The 16,866-nt window shown below is 60.9% G+C and carries 15 protein-coding genes; 7 read left to right on the top strand and 8 right to left on the bottom strand.

Annotation, left to right across the window (positions count from 1 at the left end; genetic code table 11):
- Positions 1-88: 88 nt before the first annotated feature.
- From KZH41_RS25175 to gap, 3 genes are all read right to left on the bottom strand, one after another.
- Complete coding sequence (locus tag KZH41_RS25175) at positions 89-1,057, bottom strand: FecR family protein (RefSeq protein WP_263273916.1); 969 nt, start codon at positions 1,055-1,057, stop codon at positions 89-91.
- 74 nt (positions 1,058-1,131) lie between these two features.
- On the bottom strand, positions 1,132-1,650 hold the full coding sequence (locus KZH41_RS25170) for an RNA polymerase sigma factor (protein ID WP_094952654.1): 519 nt from the start codon (positions 1,648-1,650) through the stop codon (positions 1,132-1,134).
- Between the two features lie 194 nt (positions 1,651-1,844).
- Entirely contained in the window at positions 1,845-2,846 is a 1,002-nt protein-coding gene (gap, locus tag KZH41_RS25165) for a type I glyceraldehyde-3-phosphate dehydrogenase (RefSeq protein WP_242152305.1), read from the bottom strand.
- 221 nt (positions 2,847-3,067) lie between these two features.
- Here gap and edd point away from each other — a divergent pair, with 221 nt between their 5' ends.
- From edd to KZH41_RS25145, 4 genes are all read left to right on the top strand, one after another.
- Positions 3,068-4,894: a phosphogluconate dehydratase gene (gene edd, locus KZH41_RS25160; RefSeq protein ID WP_094952652.1), complete on the top strand. Its 1,827-nt coding sequence runs from the start codon at positions 3,068-3,070 to the stop codon at positions 4,892-4,894.
- A complete protein-coding gene (locus KZH41_RS25155; protein WP_263273915.1) occupies positions 4,891-5,847 on the top strand; it encodes a glucokinase in 957 nt (318 codons plus the stop codon). Before edd ends, KZH41_RS25155 begins: the two co-directional genes overlap by 4 nt.
- A gap of 153 nt (positions 5,848-6,000) precedes the next feature.
- A complete protein-coding gene (locus KZH41_RS25150; protein ID WP_094952650.1) occupies positions 6,001-6,735 on the top strand; it encodes a response regulator in 735 nt (244 codons plus the stop codon).
- Between the two features lie 28 nt (positions 6,736-6,763).
- Complete coding sequence (locus KZH41_RS25145) at positions 6,764-8,191, top strand: ATP-binding protein (protein WP_371917705.1); 1,428 nt, start codon at positions 6,764-6,766, stop codon at positions 8,189-8,191.
- Between the two features lie 36 nt (positions 8,192-8,227).
- On the opposite strand, the gene KZH41_RS25140 is transcribed toward KZH41_RS25145, so the two are convergent.
- Positions 8,228-9,157, bottom strand: coding sequence for an AraC family transcriptional regulator (locus KZH41_RS25140; RefSeq protein ID WP_094952648.1), 930 nt, complete (start codon positions 9,155-9,157; stop codon positions 8,228-8,230).
- A 329-nt stretch (positions 9,158-9,486) separates the two neighbouring features.
- Here KZH41_RS25140 and KZH41_RS25135 point away from each other — a divergent pair, with 329 nt between their 5' ends.
- Both KZH41_RS25135 and KZH41_RS25130 read left to right on the top strand, forming a co-directional pair.
- Positions 9,487-9,828, top strand: a complete 342-nt coding sequence (locus KZH41_RS25135) for an antibiotic biosynthesis monooxygenase family protein (RefSeq protein ID WP_094952647.1) — start codon at positions 9,487-9,489, stop codon at positions 9,826-9,828.
- 43 nt (positions 9,829-9,871) lie between these two features.
- Positions 9,872-10,120 (top strand): hypothetical protein, encoded by a 249-nt coding sequence (locus tag KZH41_RS25130; protein WP_094952646.1) that lies wholly within the window; start codon positions 9,872-9,874, stop codon positions 10,118-10,120.
- Positions 10,121-10,275: 155 nt separating this feature from the next.
- Here the strand turns inward: KZH41_RS25130 and KZH41_RS25125 are convergent, their stop codons facing one another.
- On the bottom strand, positions 10,276-10,896 hold the full coding sequence (locus KZH41_RS25125; protein WP_094952645.1) for a flavin reductase family protein: 621 nt from the start codon (positions 10,894-10,896) through the stop codon (positions 10,276-10,278).
- 194 nt (positions 10,897-11,090) lie between these two features.
- On the opposite strand from KZH41_RS25125, the gene KZH41_RS25120 reads away from it, so the two are divergent.
- The gene (locus KZH41_RS25120) at positions 11,091-11,846 is read left to right on the top strand and encodes a hypothetical protein (protein WP_094952644.1); all 756 of its coding nucleotides are present in this window, start codon (positions 11,091-11,093) and stop codon (positions 11,844-11,846) included.
- Between the two features lie 146 nt (positions 11,847-11,992).
- On the opposite strand, the gene KZH41_RS25115 is transcribed toward KZH41_RS25120, so the two are convergent.
- The 3 genes from KZH41_RS25115 to KZH41_RS25105 form a co-directional block, all read right to left on the bottom strand.
- Positions 11,993-13,312 (bottom strand): MFS transporter, encoded by a 1,320-nt coding sequence (locus tag KZH41_RS25115; protein WP_094952643.1) that lies wholly within the window; start codon positions 13,310-13,312, stop codon positions 11,993-11,995.
- Positions 13,313-13,596: 284 nt separating this feature from the next.
- The gene (locus KZH41_RS25110) at positions 13,597-14,922 is read right to left on the bottom strand and encodes a sigma-54-dependent transcriptional regulator (protein ID WP_263273914.1); all 1,326 of its coding nucleotides are present in this window, start codon (positions 14,920-14,922) and stop codon (positions 13,597-13,599) included.
- Positions 14,916-16,682: an ATP-binding protein gene (locus tag KZH41_RS25105; protein ID WP_263273913.1), complete on the bottom strand. Its 1,767-nt coding sequence runs from the start codon at positions 16,680-16,682 to the stop codon at positions 14,916-14,918. The genes KZH41_RS25110 and KZH41_RS25105 overlap by 7 nt, the downstream gene beginning before the upstream one ends.
- Positions 16,683-16,866 lie beyond the last annotated feature (184 nt).

Here is a 16,866-nt window from a genome sequence, read left to right as displayed (position 1 = left end):
TAGTTGCGAACCGAATCAAATAGGAATCAGTTGCATTGGCTATAACGAGACGTACCGCCGGTTACCTTCGAGTAAAAATAATTCTCATTTAGTTCAAGATGACCAGCGCCGGGTATTCCGAGAGATTGGCCGAGGTGATGTGCGCCAGCGAGCGCACCACGTCCAGGGGCTGGTCGAGGCGGTAGTTGCCGGTGACGGCGGTGCTGGCGAGCTTGTCATTGGTGTTGACGATCCAGCCCGGGTAGTAGCGGCGCAATTCGGCAAGCACTTCGCTCATCGGGCAATTTTCGAACACCAGCCGGCCCTGGACCCAGGCCAGGTCCTTGCTCACGTCCAGCTTGGCGGGCTGGCCAAAGCCTTTGGGGCCGATACGGATGCTCTCACCGGCGCGCAGGCGCACGCGTGCATCGTCGAAGGTGTTGCTCAGGTCGACGTCACCGCGCTGCACCTGCACTTGCGCCTCGCCGTTGAGGTAGCGCACGGCGAAGTCAGTGTCGCGCACGCTGGCGCGCACCGGGCCGGCATCGATCTCAAGCGGCAGACCGCGGTTGGGCGCAATTTCGAAAAACGCCTCGCCCTGGTACAGGCGAGCGATGCGCTGGTGGTCCTTGATGCTGCTGGAAAATGCCGAGTTGGTATTCAGCAACACTTTAGCGCCATCGTCCAACTGCACGCGCTGACGTTCGCCGACCACCGTGAGATGGTCGGCTTGCAGGCGCACGGGCAGGTTGCTGAAGCTGAACAGGCCGATCAGCAGCACGGCGGCGGTGGCCAAGGGTTTCCAATGCGGTTTGATCCGGCGCCAGGTGCTCGGTTTACGCGGCGCCGCCAAGGCCACGGCGGCGCTGTGTACCGGCGCGCCGCCCCAAGCAGCCTGGGCTTTGTTGAAGGCGTACAGATGCGCCGGGTCGCTGGCCAGCCAGGCGTCGAACTCGGCCTGTTGCCCGGGTTGCGGGCACTGCAAGGCGATCAGCCAGTCGAGGGCCTGGTCCATAACCGTGTCTTGCAACACCTCATGAGCCAGCTCATGGGGGCGCAGTTTATTCGGGTCCGTCACGGTGTTCCTCGGGTCTTCGCCACGTTCTATTCATCTTTCCTACAGCCTGGATCGATACCTCTGTCAGGTGCAGCTTAAGGCTGATCCAGCCGTTCGGCCACACCTACACAGATGGCCATGATCAATTTCAGTTCCTTTTGCACGGTGCTCAAGGACACTTGCAACTGGTCGGCAATCTCCTGGTAGCTGCAACCGTGCAGGCGGCTGAGGATGAAAATCTGCTGTTGACGGGCGCTCAACTGGCCGAGGCTGACACTCAGGTGTTCGAGCAATTGCTCGGCCTGGGTCGCGTCTTCGGGCGTGCTGATAGGGGCGGCGACGCTTTGCAGCACGTTCAGAGGTACATCTTCCTGCAACGTGCGCGCCTGGATTTTGCGCGAGCGCAGGTGGTCCAGCGCCAGGTTGCGCGCCGTCTGGTAGACGAAGGGTTCGAGGTGGTCGATCGGCCGCTCGCTGAGGGCCCGGGTGACGCGCAGGTAGGTTTCCTGCAACAGGTCCTCGGCAGTGCTGGGGTTATTCACCATCCGCTGCAAGGTACGTAGCAGAATCACCCGTTGGGTGAGAAAGACATGGTTGAAGCGAGATTGGCTCACAGTGCTACCAGATCGATTTGCAGTTAATGATAATGCTTATCATCAACCCAAATGGCAAGTGGCACGTTGAGAGGGGGCGAAGAACCCTGTGGGAGCCGGGCTTGCCCGCGATGCAGACACCTCGGTATTTCAATCACACCGAGGCGATGCTATCGCAGGCAAGCCAGCTCCCACAGGGGATCTGCATTGGCCAATTACTCGGCGTTACACAGCGCCAAGCAGTTATCCAGCATCCGGTTGGAGAAGCCCCACTCGTTGTCGTACCAAGCCAGCACTTTCAGCAATTTACCGCTGACCTTGGTGTGATTGGCATCGAAAATCGACGACAGCGGGTTATGGTTGAAGTCACTGGAAACCAGCGGCAGGGTGTTGTAGCCGAGGATTGTCGAGTGCTGACTGGCTTCCTTGAGCAGTGCGTTGACCTGCTCGGCCGTGGCTTCTTTTTTCAGCTGCACGGTCAGGTCAACCAGCGACACGTTGATCACCGGTACACGCACCGCCATGCCGGTCAGCTTGCCCGCCAGTTCCGGCAGCACCAGGCCCACTGCTTCAGCGGCGCCGGTCTTGCTCGGGATCATGTTCTGGGTGGCCGAGCGCGCGCGGTACGGGTCGGTGTGGTAGACGTCAGTCAGGTTCTGGTCGTTGGTGTAGGCGTGAATGGTGGTCATCAGGCCGCTTTCAATGCCCAGCTCGCGGTGCAGCACCTGAGCCACAGGCGCCAGGCAGTTGGTGGTGCAGGATGCGTTGGAGATGATCTGGTGGGATTGACGCAAAATGTCATGGTTCACACCGTAAACCACGGTGGCATCGGCGCCTTTGGCCGGGGCCGAGATGATCACCTTGCGCGCGCCGGCGCTAATATGGGCGGCAGCTTTGTCACGGTCGGTGAACAGACCGGTGCATTCGAACACCACGTCGATTTTGTGCGCAGCCCACGGCAGGTCGGCTGGGTTACGAATGGCACTGACGGCAATCCGGTCACCATTGACGGTCAGGCTTTCCTGATCGTGGGCAACCTCTGCTTCGAATGTGCCATGTACGGTGTCGTATTTGAGCAGGTGGGCGTTGATCGAACTGTCGCCCAGGTCATTGATGGCGACGATCTGCAAATCCTGGCGGTAGCCTTGGGTATACAGTGCGCGCAGGACATTGCGGCCTATACGGCCAAAACCATTGATTGCGATACGAAGAGTCATTGGAAAGTGCCTGTCGTCGATTTGTTGTAAGAATTACAAGATTATTCGCATAAAAATAGAAAACAAGCCTTTTTAGTGGCAATATTTTGTTCAATCTACAACGAGTGACCTGAATCAACTGGTCCGATTGGTCAAGTAACACCCTGCCAACCTCTTCGCGGCGGGCGTTTGACCAGCATAGACTCTCAGGTCGCCACATCCGTTAGCCTGGAGTTCTATACATGCATCCCCGCGTTATTGAGGTCACCGAACGGCTTATCGCCCGCAGTCGTGCAACCCGCGAGGCTTACCTTGCGCTCATTCGCGGCGCAGCCAGCGACGGCCCGATGCGCGGCAAGCTGCAATGCGCCAACTTCGCCCACGGCGTGGCCGGTTGCGGCACTGAAGATAAAAATAGCCTGCGAATGATGAATGCCGCCAACGTGGCAATTGTTTCGTCATATAACGACATGCTCTCGGCGCACCAGCCGTACGAACATTTCCCTGAACAGATCAAGACCGCCCTGCGCGAAGTCGGCTCGGTCGGCCAGTTCGCCGGCGGCACGCCTGCCATGTGCGACGGCGTGACCCAGGGCGAGCCCGGCATGGAGCTGAGCCTGCTCAGCCGTGAAGTCATCGCCATGTCCACGGCGGTAGCGCTGTCCCACAACATGTTCGATGCCGCGCTGATGCTGGGCATCTGCGACAAGATCGTCCCGGGCCTGATGATGGGCGCATTGCGTTACGGCCACCTGCCGATGGTCTTTGTACCGGGCGGCCCAATGCCGTCGGGCATCTCCAACAAGCAGAAGGCCGACGTGCGCCAGCGCTACGCCGAAGGCAAGGCCACCCGCGAGGAGCTGCTGGAGTCGGAGATGAAGTCCTACCACAGCCCTGGCACCTGCACCTTCTACGGCACCGCCAACACCAACCAGTTGCTGATGGAAGTGATGGGCCTGCACTTGCCGGGCGCCTCGTTCGTCAACCCGTACACGCCGCTGCGTGATGCGCTGACCCGCGAAGCTGCGCATCAGGTCACGCGCCTGACCAAGGCCAACGGCAACTTCACGCCGATCGGCGAGATCGTCGACGAAAAATCCATCGTCAACTCCATCGTCGCGCTCAACGCCACCGGCGGTTCCACCAACCACACCCTGCACATGCCGGCCATCGCCATGTCGGCGGGCATCATCCTCACCTGGCAGGACATGGCCGACCTCTCCGAGGTGGTGCCGACCCTGTCCCACGTGTATCCGAACGGCAAGGCCGACATCAACCACTTCCAGGCAGCGGGCGGCATGTCGTTCCTGATCCGTGAACTGCTTGAAGCCGGTTTGCTCCACGAAGACGTCAACACCGTGGCGGGCAAGGGCCTAAGCCGTTACACCCAGGAGCCGTTCCTGGTCGACGGCGAGCTGATCTGGCGCGAAGGCCCGATCGAAAGCCTCGACGAAACCATCCTGCGTCCCGTGGCCCGTGCGTTCTCGGCGGAAGGCGGCCTGCGCGTGATGGAGGGCAACCTCGGCCGGGGCGTGATGAAAGTCTCGGCCGTGGCGCCAGAGCACCAGATCGTCGAAGCACCGGCTGTGGTGTTCCAGGATCAACAGGATCTGGCCGATGCGTTCAAGGCTGGCCAGCTGGAAAAAGACTTTGTCGCGGTGATGCGCTTCCAGGGCCCGCGCTCCAATGGCATGCCGGAACTGCACAAAATGACGCCGTTCCTCGGTGTGTTGCAGGACCGTGGCTTCAAAGTGGCGTTGGTGACAGACGGGCGTATGTCCGGCGCGTCGGGTAAGATCCCCGCCGCGATTCACGTCAACCCCGAAGCTCAGAGCGGCGGGCCGCTGGCGCGGGTCAAAGATGGCGATATCATTCGCGTGGATGGCGTGAAGGGCACCTTGGAGCTTAAGGTGGACGCCGAAGAATTTGCAGCGCGCACGCCTGCCACGGGCCTGTTGGGCAATAACGTGGGGGCGGGGCGTGAGCTGTTTGCATTTATGCGCTTGGCCGCAAGCTCCGCAGAGCAGGGCGCCAGCGCCTTTACCTCTGCCTTGGAGACGCTTAAGTGAAGCTAGCGCTGGTCGGTGACATCGGGGGTACCAACGCCCGTTTTGCGTTGTGGCAGGATCAGGCGCTGCATTCGATCCGCGTGCACGCCACGGCGGATCACCACAGCCCTGAGGAGGCCATCAAGGTCTACCTCAAGGAAGAAGGCCTGGAAATCGGCGCCATCGGCGCGGTGTGCCTGTCAGTCGCGGGGCCTGTGAGTGGCGATGAATTTAAATTCACCAACAATCACTGGCGCCTGAGCAAAACTGCATTCTGCAAAACCTTGCAGGTCGATGAGCTGCTGCTGATCAATGACTTCTCGGCCATGGCCCTGGGCATGACCCGCCTCAAGCCCGACGAATTTCGCGTGGTGTGCGAAGGCACGCCGGAACCGTTGCGCCCTGCCGTGGTGATCGGCCCGGGCACCGGCCTGGGTGTCGGCACCTTGTTGGATTTGGGGGGCGGGCGCTTCGCTGCGTTGCCGGGGGAGGGCGGGCATGTCGACCTGCCGCTGAGCAGCCCGCGTGAAACCCAGCTGTGGCAGCACATCTACGCTGAGATCGGCCACGTCAGCGCCGAAACGGCCTTGAGCGGTGGCGGCTTGCCGCGCGTGTACCGCGCCATTTGTGCGGTTGACGGGCATACACCGGTGCTGGACACGCCCGAAGCCATTACGGCAGCCGGCCTGGCCGGCGACCCGGTGGCGATGGAAGTGTTAAACCAGTTCAGCGTTTGGCTGGGCCGCGTAGCGGGGAACAACGTGCTGACCACCGGTGGGCGCGGTGGCGTGTACATCGTGGGCGGGGTGATTCCACGGTTCGCCGACTTCTTTATCAACAGCGGTTTTGCCAAGAGTTTCGGCGACAAGGGCTGCATGAGCGACTACTTCAAAGGCATTCCGGTGTGGTTGGTGACCGCGCCGTATTCCGGGTTGACCGGGGCTGGAGTTGCACTGGAGCAGGCTTTTGCGTAGGCCATGAGGGCGCTATCGCAGGCAAGCCAGCTCCCACAGGGGAATGCATTCGTGCTGAAAAATGTATTTCAAATGTGGGAGCGGGCTTGCCCACGATAGGGCCTCCAGGGCAACAAATGACTTAAGCTTGGCCATAACAACAAGGAGGACCCCGTGAGCGTAATCAGTAAATCGATTCTCCTCGTCGACGACGACCAGGAAATCCGCGAATTGCTGCAAACCTACCTCAGTCGCGCCGGCTTCCAGGTGCGTGGCGTGCCGGATGGCGCGGGGTTCCGCCAGGCGATGAACGAGGCGCCGTGCGACCTGGTCATCCTCGATGTGATGTTGCCCGACGAAGACGGTTTCAGCCTCTGCCGCTGGATTCGCCAGCACCCGCGCCAGGCGCAGGTGCCGATCATCATGCTCACCGCAAGCTCCGACGAAACCGACCGCGTGATCGGCCTGGAGCTGGGTGCCGACGACTACATCGGCAAGCCGTTCAGCCCTCGCGAGCTGCAAGCGCGAATCAAAGCCCTGTTGCGCCGTGCCCAGTTCGGCCAGGAGCGCGGCAGCGGTGGCGATGTGTGGGTGTTTGATGAATGGCGCCTGGACATGGTCAGCCATCGTTTGTTTCACGTCGACGGCGAAGAGGTGATTCTCTCCGGCGCCGACTTTGCCCTGCTCAAATTGTTTCTCGACCACCCTCAACAAATTCTCGACCGCGACACCATCGGCAACGCCACCCGTGGCCGCGACCTGATGCCGCTGGACCGCATCGTCGACATGGCCGTCAGCCGCCTGCGCCAACGCCTGCGCGATACCGAAAAACCGCCACGGCTGATCCGCACCGTGCGTGGCAGCGGTTATCAGTTGGCAGCCAGCGTGGTTGCCGGCAATGCCCACTGAGCATGTGACCGAACGCCGCCGTTTTCCAGTGCCGCGCTCGCTGCTGGGGCGCATGCTCCTGCTGACCTTGCTCGCGGTGCTGTTCGCCCAGGCGCTGTCCAGCGTGATCTGGGTCTCGCAATTGCGTGCCACCCAGCTCGAAGGCCTGGTCACCAGCGCCCGCAGCTTGGCGCACTCGATGACGGCCAGCGTGAGTTATTTCCGTTCGCTGCCCGTGGCCTATCGCCCGCTGGTGCTGGATCAGTTGCGCAGCATGGGCGGCACGCGTTTTGTGGTGACCCTCAACGACCGACCTTTGGATATGCAGATATTGCCGCAGACCCCGCGCAAACAGGCGGTGCTGCAAGCGGTAGACGAAGTGTTGCGCCAGACCCTGGGCGGCGATGTGCATATCTCGGTGGAGTTCGTCAGTGCCGAGGACCTGCGTATTTTCAACGCCGGCTTGAAACTCGATGAACTGCCGCGCTCCTGGGCGCATTACGCGCTGACCCTGGAGCCGGTGAACCCGCCGGTGCTGGTCACCCAGATCCAGCTGGCGCCGGGCGAATGGCTGTACATCGCCTCACTGTTGCCCGAGCCCTACACCAGCCTTGAAGAACAAGGCCTGCCGTCGCAACAGGTGTGGTTCATCGTGCTGACCAGCGGCTTCCTGTTACTGTTTATTGGCCTGTTGGTGCACTGGCAGAGCCGGCCACTCAAGCGCCTGGCGCTGGCGGCGCGGGATATGTCACTCGGCGCGGACGTGGAGCCGGTGGCCGAAGGCGGCGGCAGTGAAGTGGTGGAAGTGGGCCGTGCGTTCAATGCCATGCGCGAGCGCATCAGCCGTTACTTGACCGAGCGCAGCCAATTGTTCAGCGCGATTTCCCACGACTTGCGCACACCGATTACCCGCCTGCGCCTGCGCGTGGAACTGCTCGAAGACGAGAACCTGCAAACCAAATTCGGCCGCGATCTGGATGAACTGGAGTTGCTGGTGAAGGGCGCGCTGCAATGCGTGAAAGACACCGACATCCACGAAAACATCGAGCCGGTCGACCTCAATCACGTGCTTGACTGCCTGGTGGAACCGTACCTGGCGCCCAATGGTAATGGCCGCATCACTCAGGACGGTCGAGCATTGGCGCCGTATGCGGGCAAGCCGCTGGCGCTCAAGCGTTGCATCGGTAACCTGATCGACAACGCGTTGAAGTATGGGCAGAACGCGCATTTGCACATCGAAGACGATGGCGCGGAATTTATCCTGCACGTGGATGACGAAGGGCCTGGCGTACCGGAGCAGCGGCTGGAGCAAGTCTTTGAGCCGCACTTTCGGTTGGCTGGGCAGCAGCAGGGTTATGGGTTGGGGTTGGGCATTGCGCGCAACATTGCCCACAGCCATGGTGGTGAAGTGAGTTTGCAGAACCTGCGTGAGGGTGGTTTGCGAGTGACGCTGCGGTTGCCCCGGACCCTGGACTAAAGAACACCGAGGATCAAATGTGGGAGCTGCGCTGAGTCAGATACTTTGGCGCAGTCTGGCCAGATCCCGCAGCGGCGGCGCCCCAAACAACCGGCTGTACTCCCGGCTGAACTGCGACGGGCTTTCATACCCCACCCGATACCCCGCCGCCGAAGCCTCCAGGCCTTCGGCAATCATCAGCCGCCGCGCCTCCTGCAAGCGCAACTGCTTCTGGTATTGCAGCGGGCTCATGGCGGTGATCGCCTTGAAGCGGTGGTGCAAGGTCGAGACGCTGAGGTTCACTTCCTTGGCCAGGTCATCAATGCGCAGCGGTTGTTCATAGTTGCTGTTCAACCACTTGATCGCCTGGCTCACGCGATGGCTCTGACTGTTGGCCACGGCGATTTCATACAGCCGATAGCCCTGCGGCCCACGCAGCAAACGATAAAGAATCTCGCGGTTGATCAACGGCGCGAGCATCGTGATGTCTTTGGGGCTGTCCAGCAGGCGCGCCAGGCGCAGCACCGCGTCGAGCAGTTGGGAGTCGATGCAATCGACGTACATGCCGCGCGATGTCGGGCGCGAGGGCACGCCCATCGGGCCGGCCTCGGCGATCAGCGCCGTCAGCTGCGCGGGGTCGATGTTGATGCGCACCGACAGGTTCGGGTCTTCGGGGGTGGCGTCGATGATCCGCCCGGCCACCGGCATGGCGACCGAGAACACCAAATAGTTAAGCGGGTCGTAGGCAAAGATTTCGTCGGCCAGGCGCACTTCCTTGCTGCCGCTGGCGAGGATGCACAGCGCGGGCTCCACCAGCACCGGCATGAAGTCGCGTGGCGTGTTATGGCGGTTGAGGAACAGTGAGGTGATTGCGGTGCCGTAGGAGCCGTCTTCCCAGGTATGCCGATGCACGATGCTGGCCAGTTCGGCGCGCTGTTTTTCCGTCTCGGCATCGAGGGGAATGGACTTATGTTCCGGCGACGGCATTGGGGCGTCCTCTACACACTTCTTTGATGGGCCAAGCTTAGCGGCGGTGTTTGAAAAGGTGTTACGTCGATTCTGCACAATCCTTGCCTGATCCTGCGATAAGTTGCGAATCAGGCAAGTGCCGGGCCTATCATCTCCCTGAAACACTGAGCATGAGCCTGGAATAAACCTCAGGGGCCCTACGTCTTGCCTGCGCTTCTCGCAGGATTGTGCAATAAGCCGGCAGGAATTGACTAACCGCACCCACACCCGCGCCGTTATCTTTGATCCTGTGGCAACACGCCCTCACAGTGCTTGCCGAGCATCACTTCTCAACGGGAGAGTTGAACATGTCCACCCCCATTCCCGCGAGCCATATGGCCTTTATCCGCGCCCGTACCGGGTGCAGCACCGAACTCGGTGCACGCTTGAGCAGTTTGATCGAACCGGGCCGTCAGGCTCAGGGTTGCCTGCAATTCTCGTTGCAGCACTCACAGGTCGACCCCGATGTATGGCTGGTTTCGGGCTTCTGGAGCAGCGAGCAGGCGATGAGCGCCTACTTCAATTCTCCCGCCCTGATGATCTTTACCGAGCTGTTGAACGACAGGGTGTTGCGCAGCATGGACTTCCAGACCTTTACCGATGCATCCGCTGCGCATGCCTATGGCGAGTACCTGCAACTGGCCGGCTAGTGCTTTAGAATGGCCGACTTACCCATTGGCCAGGACCTGCAACATGGCACGTAAACAATTTGCCCACCACGAAGCTGTTTCCGCCTTGGTACGTGAAGAGGCGGGTGGCTACAGCGCTGCCATCGCCGTAAAGGCACTGGATGGCATGGGCGCACCGCGTTTTCACAAGATCCTTGATGGGCAGACGTTCAAGACCGCCTCCGACGCTGATGATGCGGCTACCGTGCAATTAGAGCGGTTGATCGATGTGGACGAAGAGGGTCAACTGACCTGGGCAACTGCCGCCAGCTAACGCCCTTTCTGCTGATCAACATAGATTAAATGTGGGAGCCGGGCTTGCCCGCGATGAGGGCGTAATGGTCGACTCATTGGGTGGCCGACACGCCGCTATCGCGGGCAAGCCCGGCTCCCACACTGGTCTGTTGTGTCTGTTGGGAAGTATTCCAATCAGCGAGGACGATACATCTTGAACAACGCCTCCGGCCCCAACTGGAAGTAATCCGCCGGCCCACCACCGCGCAAGATCGGCTCCGCGGCGGCGGTGTCGTAGACCCCATCCTTAAGCAGCCACTTGGCAATGTGCACCGCGACCACTTCGCCCAGTACCAGCCAGCTCGGTACCAACTCTTTGTCGGCGCGCTGCAGCTGAATGATCTGCGTCACCTTGCACTCGAACGACACCGGGCTTTCGCCCACGCGCGGCACGCCGACGATTTTCGACGCCACCGGCGTCAGGCCGGACAGCTCGAACTCATTCACATCCGGCGATACCGCCGCGCAACTCTGGTTCATCTGCTCGGCCAGTGGGCGGGTGGCCAGGTTCCACACAAACTCGCCGGTCTGCTCGATATTGTTCAGGCTGTCTTTGCGCCCGACGCTGGAAAACCCAATGATCGGTGGAATGTAGTTGAACGCATTGAAGAAACTGTAGGGCGCCAGGTTCAGGCGGCCTTCGCGGTCGTGGGAGGAAATCCAGCCGATCGGCCGAGGGCCGACGATGGCGTTGAACGGGTCGTGGGGCAGGCCGTGGCCGTTGGCGGGCTCGTAGAAATGGATATCGTCAGACATGGGCCGGGGTTCCTGCTGCGGGGTTCTGGGAGGTAGCCATAGTGCAATCCATAGCGGCGAAATTCCATTGGCTGGATGGAATTTTCATTGATTGCCCACCTATTTTTCACAGCGTCCGGTTCAGTCTGCGCGCCAGGTCGATACCCCCTATAAGTCGGCCCAATGAAAGACTGAGCTTCGGAGCCTTGCGCATCATGAACAAACTTCCTCAGATCACCCTGGCGTTCTGGGTCATGAAAATCTGCGCAACTACCCTGGGCGAAACCGCCGGGGATTTGTTGTCGATGACCCTGAACGTTGGCTACGCCATCAGCTCGATGATCCTGATCAGCGTGTTTCTCGTCACCCTGGTGACGCAACTCTGGTCGAAAACCTACAACCCGGTGCTGTACTGGATCGTGATTTTGTCCACCAGCACGGCCGGCACCACGATGTCGGACTTTATGGACCGTACGCTGGGCCTGGGGTATGCCACGGGGTCGATGATCCTGATCGTGATCCTGATGATCATCTTTGCCGTGTGGCACCTCAGCGGCGATTCGCTGAATGTGAACAAGGTGCAGACCTTGCGGGGTGAGTTGTTTTACTGGATGGCGATTCTGTTCTCCAACACCTTGGGCACCGCGTTGGGCGACTTCCTGGCGGACGATTCCGGGCTGGGCTTTGCTGGCGGCGCCTTGCTGATCGGCTCGGCCATTGCGGTGGTGGTGGCACTCAAATACTTCACTCAACTGTCGTCGGTGCTGTTGTTCTGGGTGGCGTTTGTGCTGACGCGACCGTTTGGCGCGACCCTGGGCGATTTCCTCACCAAGCCCCATGAAAAGGGCGGGCTGGATTTCGGCACCATTGGTTCATCGGCGGTGTTGGCGGGCGTATTGGTAGTGATGATTGCCGGCGCGTCGTATGCGCAGCGTCGGTATGGGCGCGCCGCATTAGCGGACGTGTCCTGATTCAAAATGTGGGAGCGGGCTTATGTGGGAGCCGGCGGTTCGACGCTTCGACTTGCCCGCGATGCAGGTACCTTGGTTTATCAGGTAGACCGAGGTGATGCTATCGCAGGCAAGCCAGCTCCCACATGTTTTAGCGCGATAAACCTTTAGTCCGTAGTAATCCGCGAGTGCTTGCGCGTGTCCTTCATGGTCACGTAAACCACCAGCGACACCGCAATACATGCCGTTACATACCAGTAGTAACCGGTTTCCATGCCAATGCTCTTGAACCACAGTGCGATGTATTCAGCGGTACCGCCGAAGATCGACACGGTCAGCGCATACGGCAGGCCCACGCCCAGGGCGCGAATTTCCGTAGGGAACAGCTCGGCTTTCACCACCGCGTTGATCGAGGTGTAGCCGCTGACGATGATCAGCGCCGCCATGATCAGGAAGAACGCGCCCCACCAGCTTTGGATGGTGTGCAGGGTGGTGAGAATTGGCACGGTGAACAGCGTACCGAGTATGCCGAAGGCGATCAGGATCGGGCGACGGCCGACTTTGTCGGAGAGCCCGCCGACCAGGGGTTGCAGGCACATGAACAGAAACAGCGTGGCGGCTGAAATGGTGGTGGAGTCGGAGATGCTCATGCCGACGGTGTTCACCAGGTATTTCTGCATGTAAGTGGTGTAGGTGTAGAACGCCAGGGTGCCGCCCATGGTCAGGCCGACCACCGTCAACACTTCCTTGGGGTGGCGCATCAAGGTGCGCATCGCGCTTTCCTTGGCTTTTTCCTTTTTGGTGAACGACTCGGTTTCTTCCATGCCACGACGCAGGAACAGCGCGACCACTGCGCACAGCGCGCCGATGGCGAACGGGATGCGCCAGCCCCAGGCATACAGCTGCTCGGTGGTCAGGGTTTGTTGCAGCACGATCAATACGGCCAGGGCGATGAGTTGGCCGGAGATCAGGGTCACGTACTGGAAGCTGGAGAAGAAACCGCGACGTTCCTTGGTCGCCATTTCACTCAAGTAGGTGGCCGAGGTGCCGTACTCGCCGCCGACCGACAGGCCTTGCAGCAGGCGTGCGAACACCAGCAGGATCGGTGCGCCGATGCCGATGGTGTCGTAACCCGGGGTCAACGCGATCAGCAGCGAGCCGAAGCACATCAGCAATACCGAGGCCATCAGCGCGGCCTTGCGGCCCTTGTAGTCAGCGTAGAGGCCCATCAGCCAGCCACCGATCGGGCGCATGATGAAACCCACGGCGAAGATGGCGGCGGTGTTCATCAACTGGGCGGTTGAGGAGCCGGCGGGGAAGAAGGCTTTGGCGAAGTACAGCGAGAAGGCGGCGTAGACGTACCAGTCATACCACTCGACCATGTTGCCGACGGAGCCGCTGAAGATCGATTTGATCCGGCTGGACGTCGTGCGTTCTTTTGCCGGCGCAGCCACCGACCCCAGAGGCAAGGTGTTGGAGTTATCCATTGAAGGATCCTTCATCTAATTGTTTTTGTGGAGCGGCGCGAGCGCTGCCTGGTTCGGCTATAGCAGGAGCTGTGCCAAGTAGATGAAGGCCCGGTTTAGAAGGGTTTCAGAATATTTTTGAGCGGAAAGTCGCTGATGGTTTGAGGGTGATGAGCGGAAATCCGCTTATGGCTACTGGCCTCATCGCAGGCAAGCCAGCTCCCACAGTTGAATGTGTTCACAAATCAAAATGTGGGAGCTGGCTTGCCTGCGATGGCGTCTGTGAAAACAACACAAAAACCGGCCTACAGAAACGTATCCCGCACCAACCCATGGCGCTGCATCTTTTCATTGAAGGTTCGCCGCGGCAGTTGCAACTCGGCCAACACCGCCTTGATATCACCCTTATGCCGAACCAGCGCCGCTTTCAGGCAGTGCGCTTCAAAGGCCTCCTGCTGCGCCGCCAACGATTGCCCCGCCTCGATACCTTCCGGCTCCGGCTCACCCAGGCCCAGCACTTGGCGTTCGGCAACGTTAGCCAGCTCACGCACGTTGCCCGGCCAATCATGGCTGAGCAGCCGCCCCAGTTGCGCGCCGCTCAAGGGTTCGGCGCTACGCCCCAGCCGCTCGGCGGCGCTGTGGGCAAAGTGGTCGAACAGCAGCGGAATATCTTCGCGGCGTTCGCGCAACGGCGGCAGGCGCAGTTGCGCGACGTTCAAGCGATACGCCAAATCCTCGCGAAACCTTCCGGCGCGGGCCTCTTCCAGCAGGTCCGGCTTGGTGGCAGCGATGATGCGCAGGTCCACGTGAATGCTTTGGTTCGAGCCCAACCGCTCCAGCTTTTGCTCCTGCAACACACGCAGCAGTTTCACTTGCTGCGCCAAGGGCATGCTTTCGATTTCATCCAGGAACAGCGTGCCGCCGTGGGCGTATTCCAATTTGCCGATGCGCTTGCCCTGGGCGCCGGTGAACGCGCCACTTTCGTGGCCGAACAATTCGGCCTCAAACAGTTGCTCGGGGATGGCGGCGCAGTTGAGCGCTACAAATGGCTTTTTCGCGCGCGGGCCGAAATCATGCAGGCAGCGCGCGACTAGCTCTTTACCACTGCCGGTCTCGCCACGGATCAACACATTGACCGGCAAACTGGCCAAGTCGAGCACCTGGCGGCGCAAATTCTGCAAACCGCGGGACACGCCCAGCAGGCTGGATTCCAGTTGCGCGCGATGGTCGGCCTGTTGATGCAAGCGACGGTTTTCCAGGATCAGCCCGCGTTTGTCCAAGGCGCGGCGCAGGCTGTTGAGCAAGGCGTCGGGGCTGAAGGGTTTTTCCAGAAAGTCGTAGGCGCCGTCGCGCATGGCTTCCACCGCCATCGGCACATCGCCGTGGCCGGTCAGCAAGATCACTGGCAAGTCGGCATCGCGGCGTTGCACTTCGGCCAGCAGCTCCAGGCCGCTGAGCCCGGGCATGCGCACGTCGCTCAAGATCACTCCGGGAAAGTCCTTGGGCAGTTGCGCCAGGCACTCTTCGGCGCGGCTGAACAACTGCACCTCAAACCCCGACAGGCTCAACCATTGTTCGACGGCCGTGCGAATGCTGGCTTCGTCATCGACCACAATCACTGCGTTCAACATAGGTCGGGCGTCTCCAGCGCAATCGGCAAGGTCAAGGTAAATACTGCGCCGTCGCCACGGTTGCCGGCGAGCAAGCGCCCGCCCAGTTCGTGGACGATAGCGTAGGACACCGCCAGCCCAAGGCCGAGGCCGTCGCCCACGGGTTTGGTGGTAAAAAACGGGTCGAACACGCTGTTCAAGTGTTCCTCGGCAATCCCGCCGCCGCTATCGCTGACGGTCAACTGCCACAGTTGCTGATCGGCCTGCAGGCGGATTTCCAGGCGTTTGCGCGGCTTGTCGGCCATCGCGTCGAGGGCGTTGCGCAGCAGGTTGATCAGCACCTGTTCCAGGCGGATGGCATCGCCGCGCACCCAGGCCGGGCGGGTCAGGTCCAGCACCACGCCGATGGTTTCGTCGCGCAGGCGCGCGTCGAGCAAGTGCAGGGATTGATCGACCACGGTGGCCAGGTCCAGCTTTTCGCGCAGGCCGCTGGGGCTTTTGCGCGCGAAGGTCTTGAGGTGGCCGGTGAGTGCGGCCATGCGCGTGAGCATGTCGTCCAGCGGCGTGAGGGCCTTGTAGGCATCGTCCACACGGCCGTGGTCCAGCAGCAGGCGCAGGGTCGCCAACTGCATGCGTTGGGCGGTCAGTGGCTGGTTGATCTCATGGGCGAGGGCGGCGGACATCTGCCCCAATGCCGCCAGTTTGGCCGATTGCACCAACCCATCCTGGGCCGTACGCAGCGCCTGGGTGCGCTCCTCCACAAGCCGTTCAAGTTCTTCGCGGCTGCGTTGGCGCAAACGGGCCAGGCGCCAGCGTTGGGTCAGGAACAGCACCAGGAACACCAGCGCCAGCCAGGAACCGGCAGCGGCGAGGCCGGCATTGCGCTGGTCTTCAAAGGCGAACTGCGGTTTGCGCAGCAGGTGCAAGGTCCAGCCTTCGGCCTTCAGCGGCAGCGATTCCCAGATGTAATTGGCGCTGCCGTCGGGGCCGTTGACGCGCATCAGGTGGCTGTTTTCGTCAAAGCGCTGCAACGTTTGCGTGTCCAGCGGCTGCAATTGTTTTTTGTCGTATTGGCGTGTGGCCTTGAGGTCGGCGAGGTCACTGGCCGACAGCGGGCGCAGGTTGCGGTAACGCCAGCCTGGCTGGTTGGCGATAAACACGATGCCGCGCGCATCGCTGACCAGCAGCAGGTCGTTGCCCTGGGCCCACTCGCGCTCAAGTTCGGGGAATTCGAGCTTCACGACCATGGCGCCGAGGAACTGTTCATGTTCATCGACCATTGCACTGGAGAGGAAGTAACCCGGGATCCCGGTGGTCACGCCCACCGCATAAAAACGCCCGGTGCCCTGGCTCAAGGTCTGGCTGAAATAGGGGCGAAATGCGTAGTTGTGCCCGACATAACTGCTCGGCAGGTTCCAGTTGCTGGCGGCCACGGCCAGGCCGGTGCGGTCCATCAGCTCCAGGGTGGAGGACTGCGCAGCACTGTTGATGCGCTCCAGTTTGCGGTTGAGCAGGTCTTGGGTGGTGTCGCTCAACGGGCCTTTCAACGCGTTGATCATTTCCGAGTCCAGCGCCAGTACGGCGGGCAGGGCGCGGTAGCGTTCGATCAGGGTGTGCAGGGAGTTGGCGTACAGCGCCAGCTGTTGATTGGCGCGGGCGGCGTCGTCTACCAAGGCTTGGCGTTCGGCATGGCGTGTGGCCAAGGCAGCGGCCAGCACCGCACCGGCGATGATCAACAGGGAGTAGAAGGTCAGGCGCAGGGGGCGTGGGATCGCGATCATACGGTGATGAACAGGCACAGTAAGGGGTGAGCACCATAGCATGCACAACGTTGATGTTGTGGGAGCGGGCTTGCCTGCGATGGCATCACCTCAGGTTCACTGAAAAACCGAGGTGCCTGCATCGCAGGCAAGCCAGCTCCCACATGACCGCGTTCGTCATTACAAAATTACCCTGCATAAAAAG

It is taken from the genome of Pseudomonas sp. YeP6b (assembly GCF_025642995.1).
GTDB lineage: Bacteria > Pseudomonadota > Gammaproteobacteria > Pseudomonadales > Pseudomonadaceae > Aquipseudomonas.
Note: the sequence above shows the minus strand (reverse complement) of the source record. Positions and strands in the feature narration are given on the sequence as shown.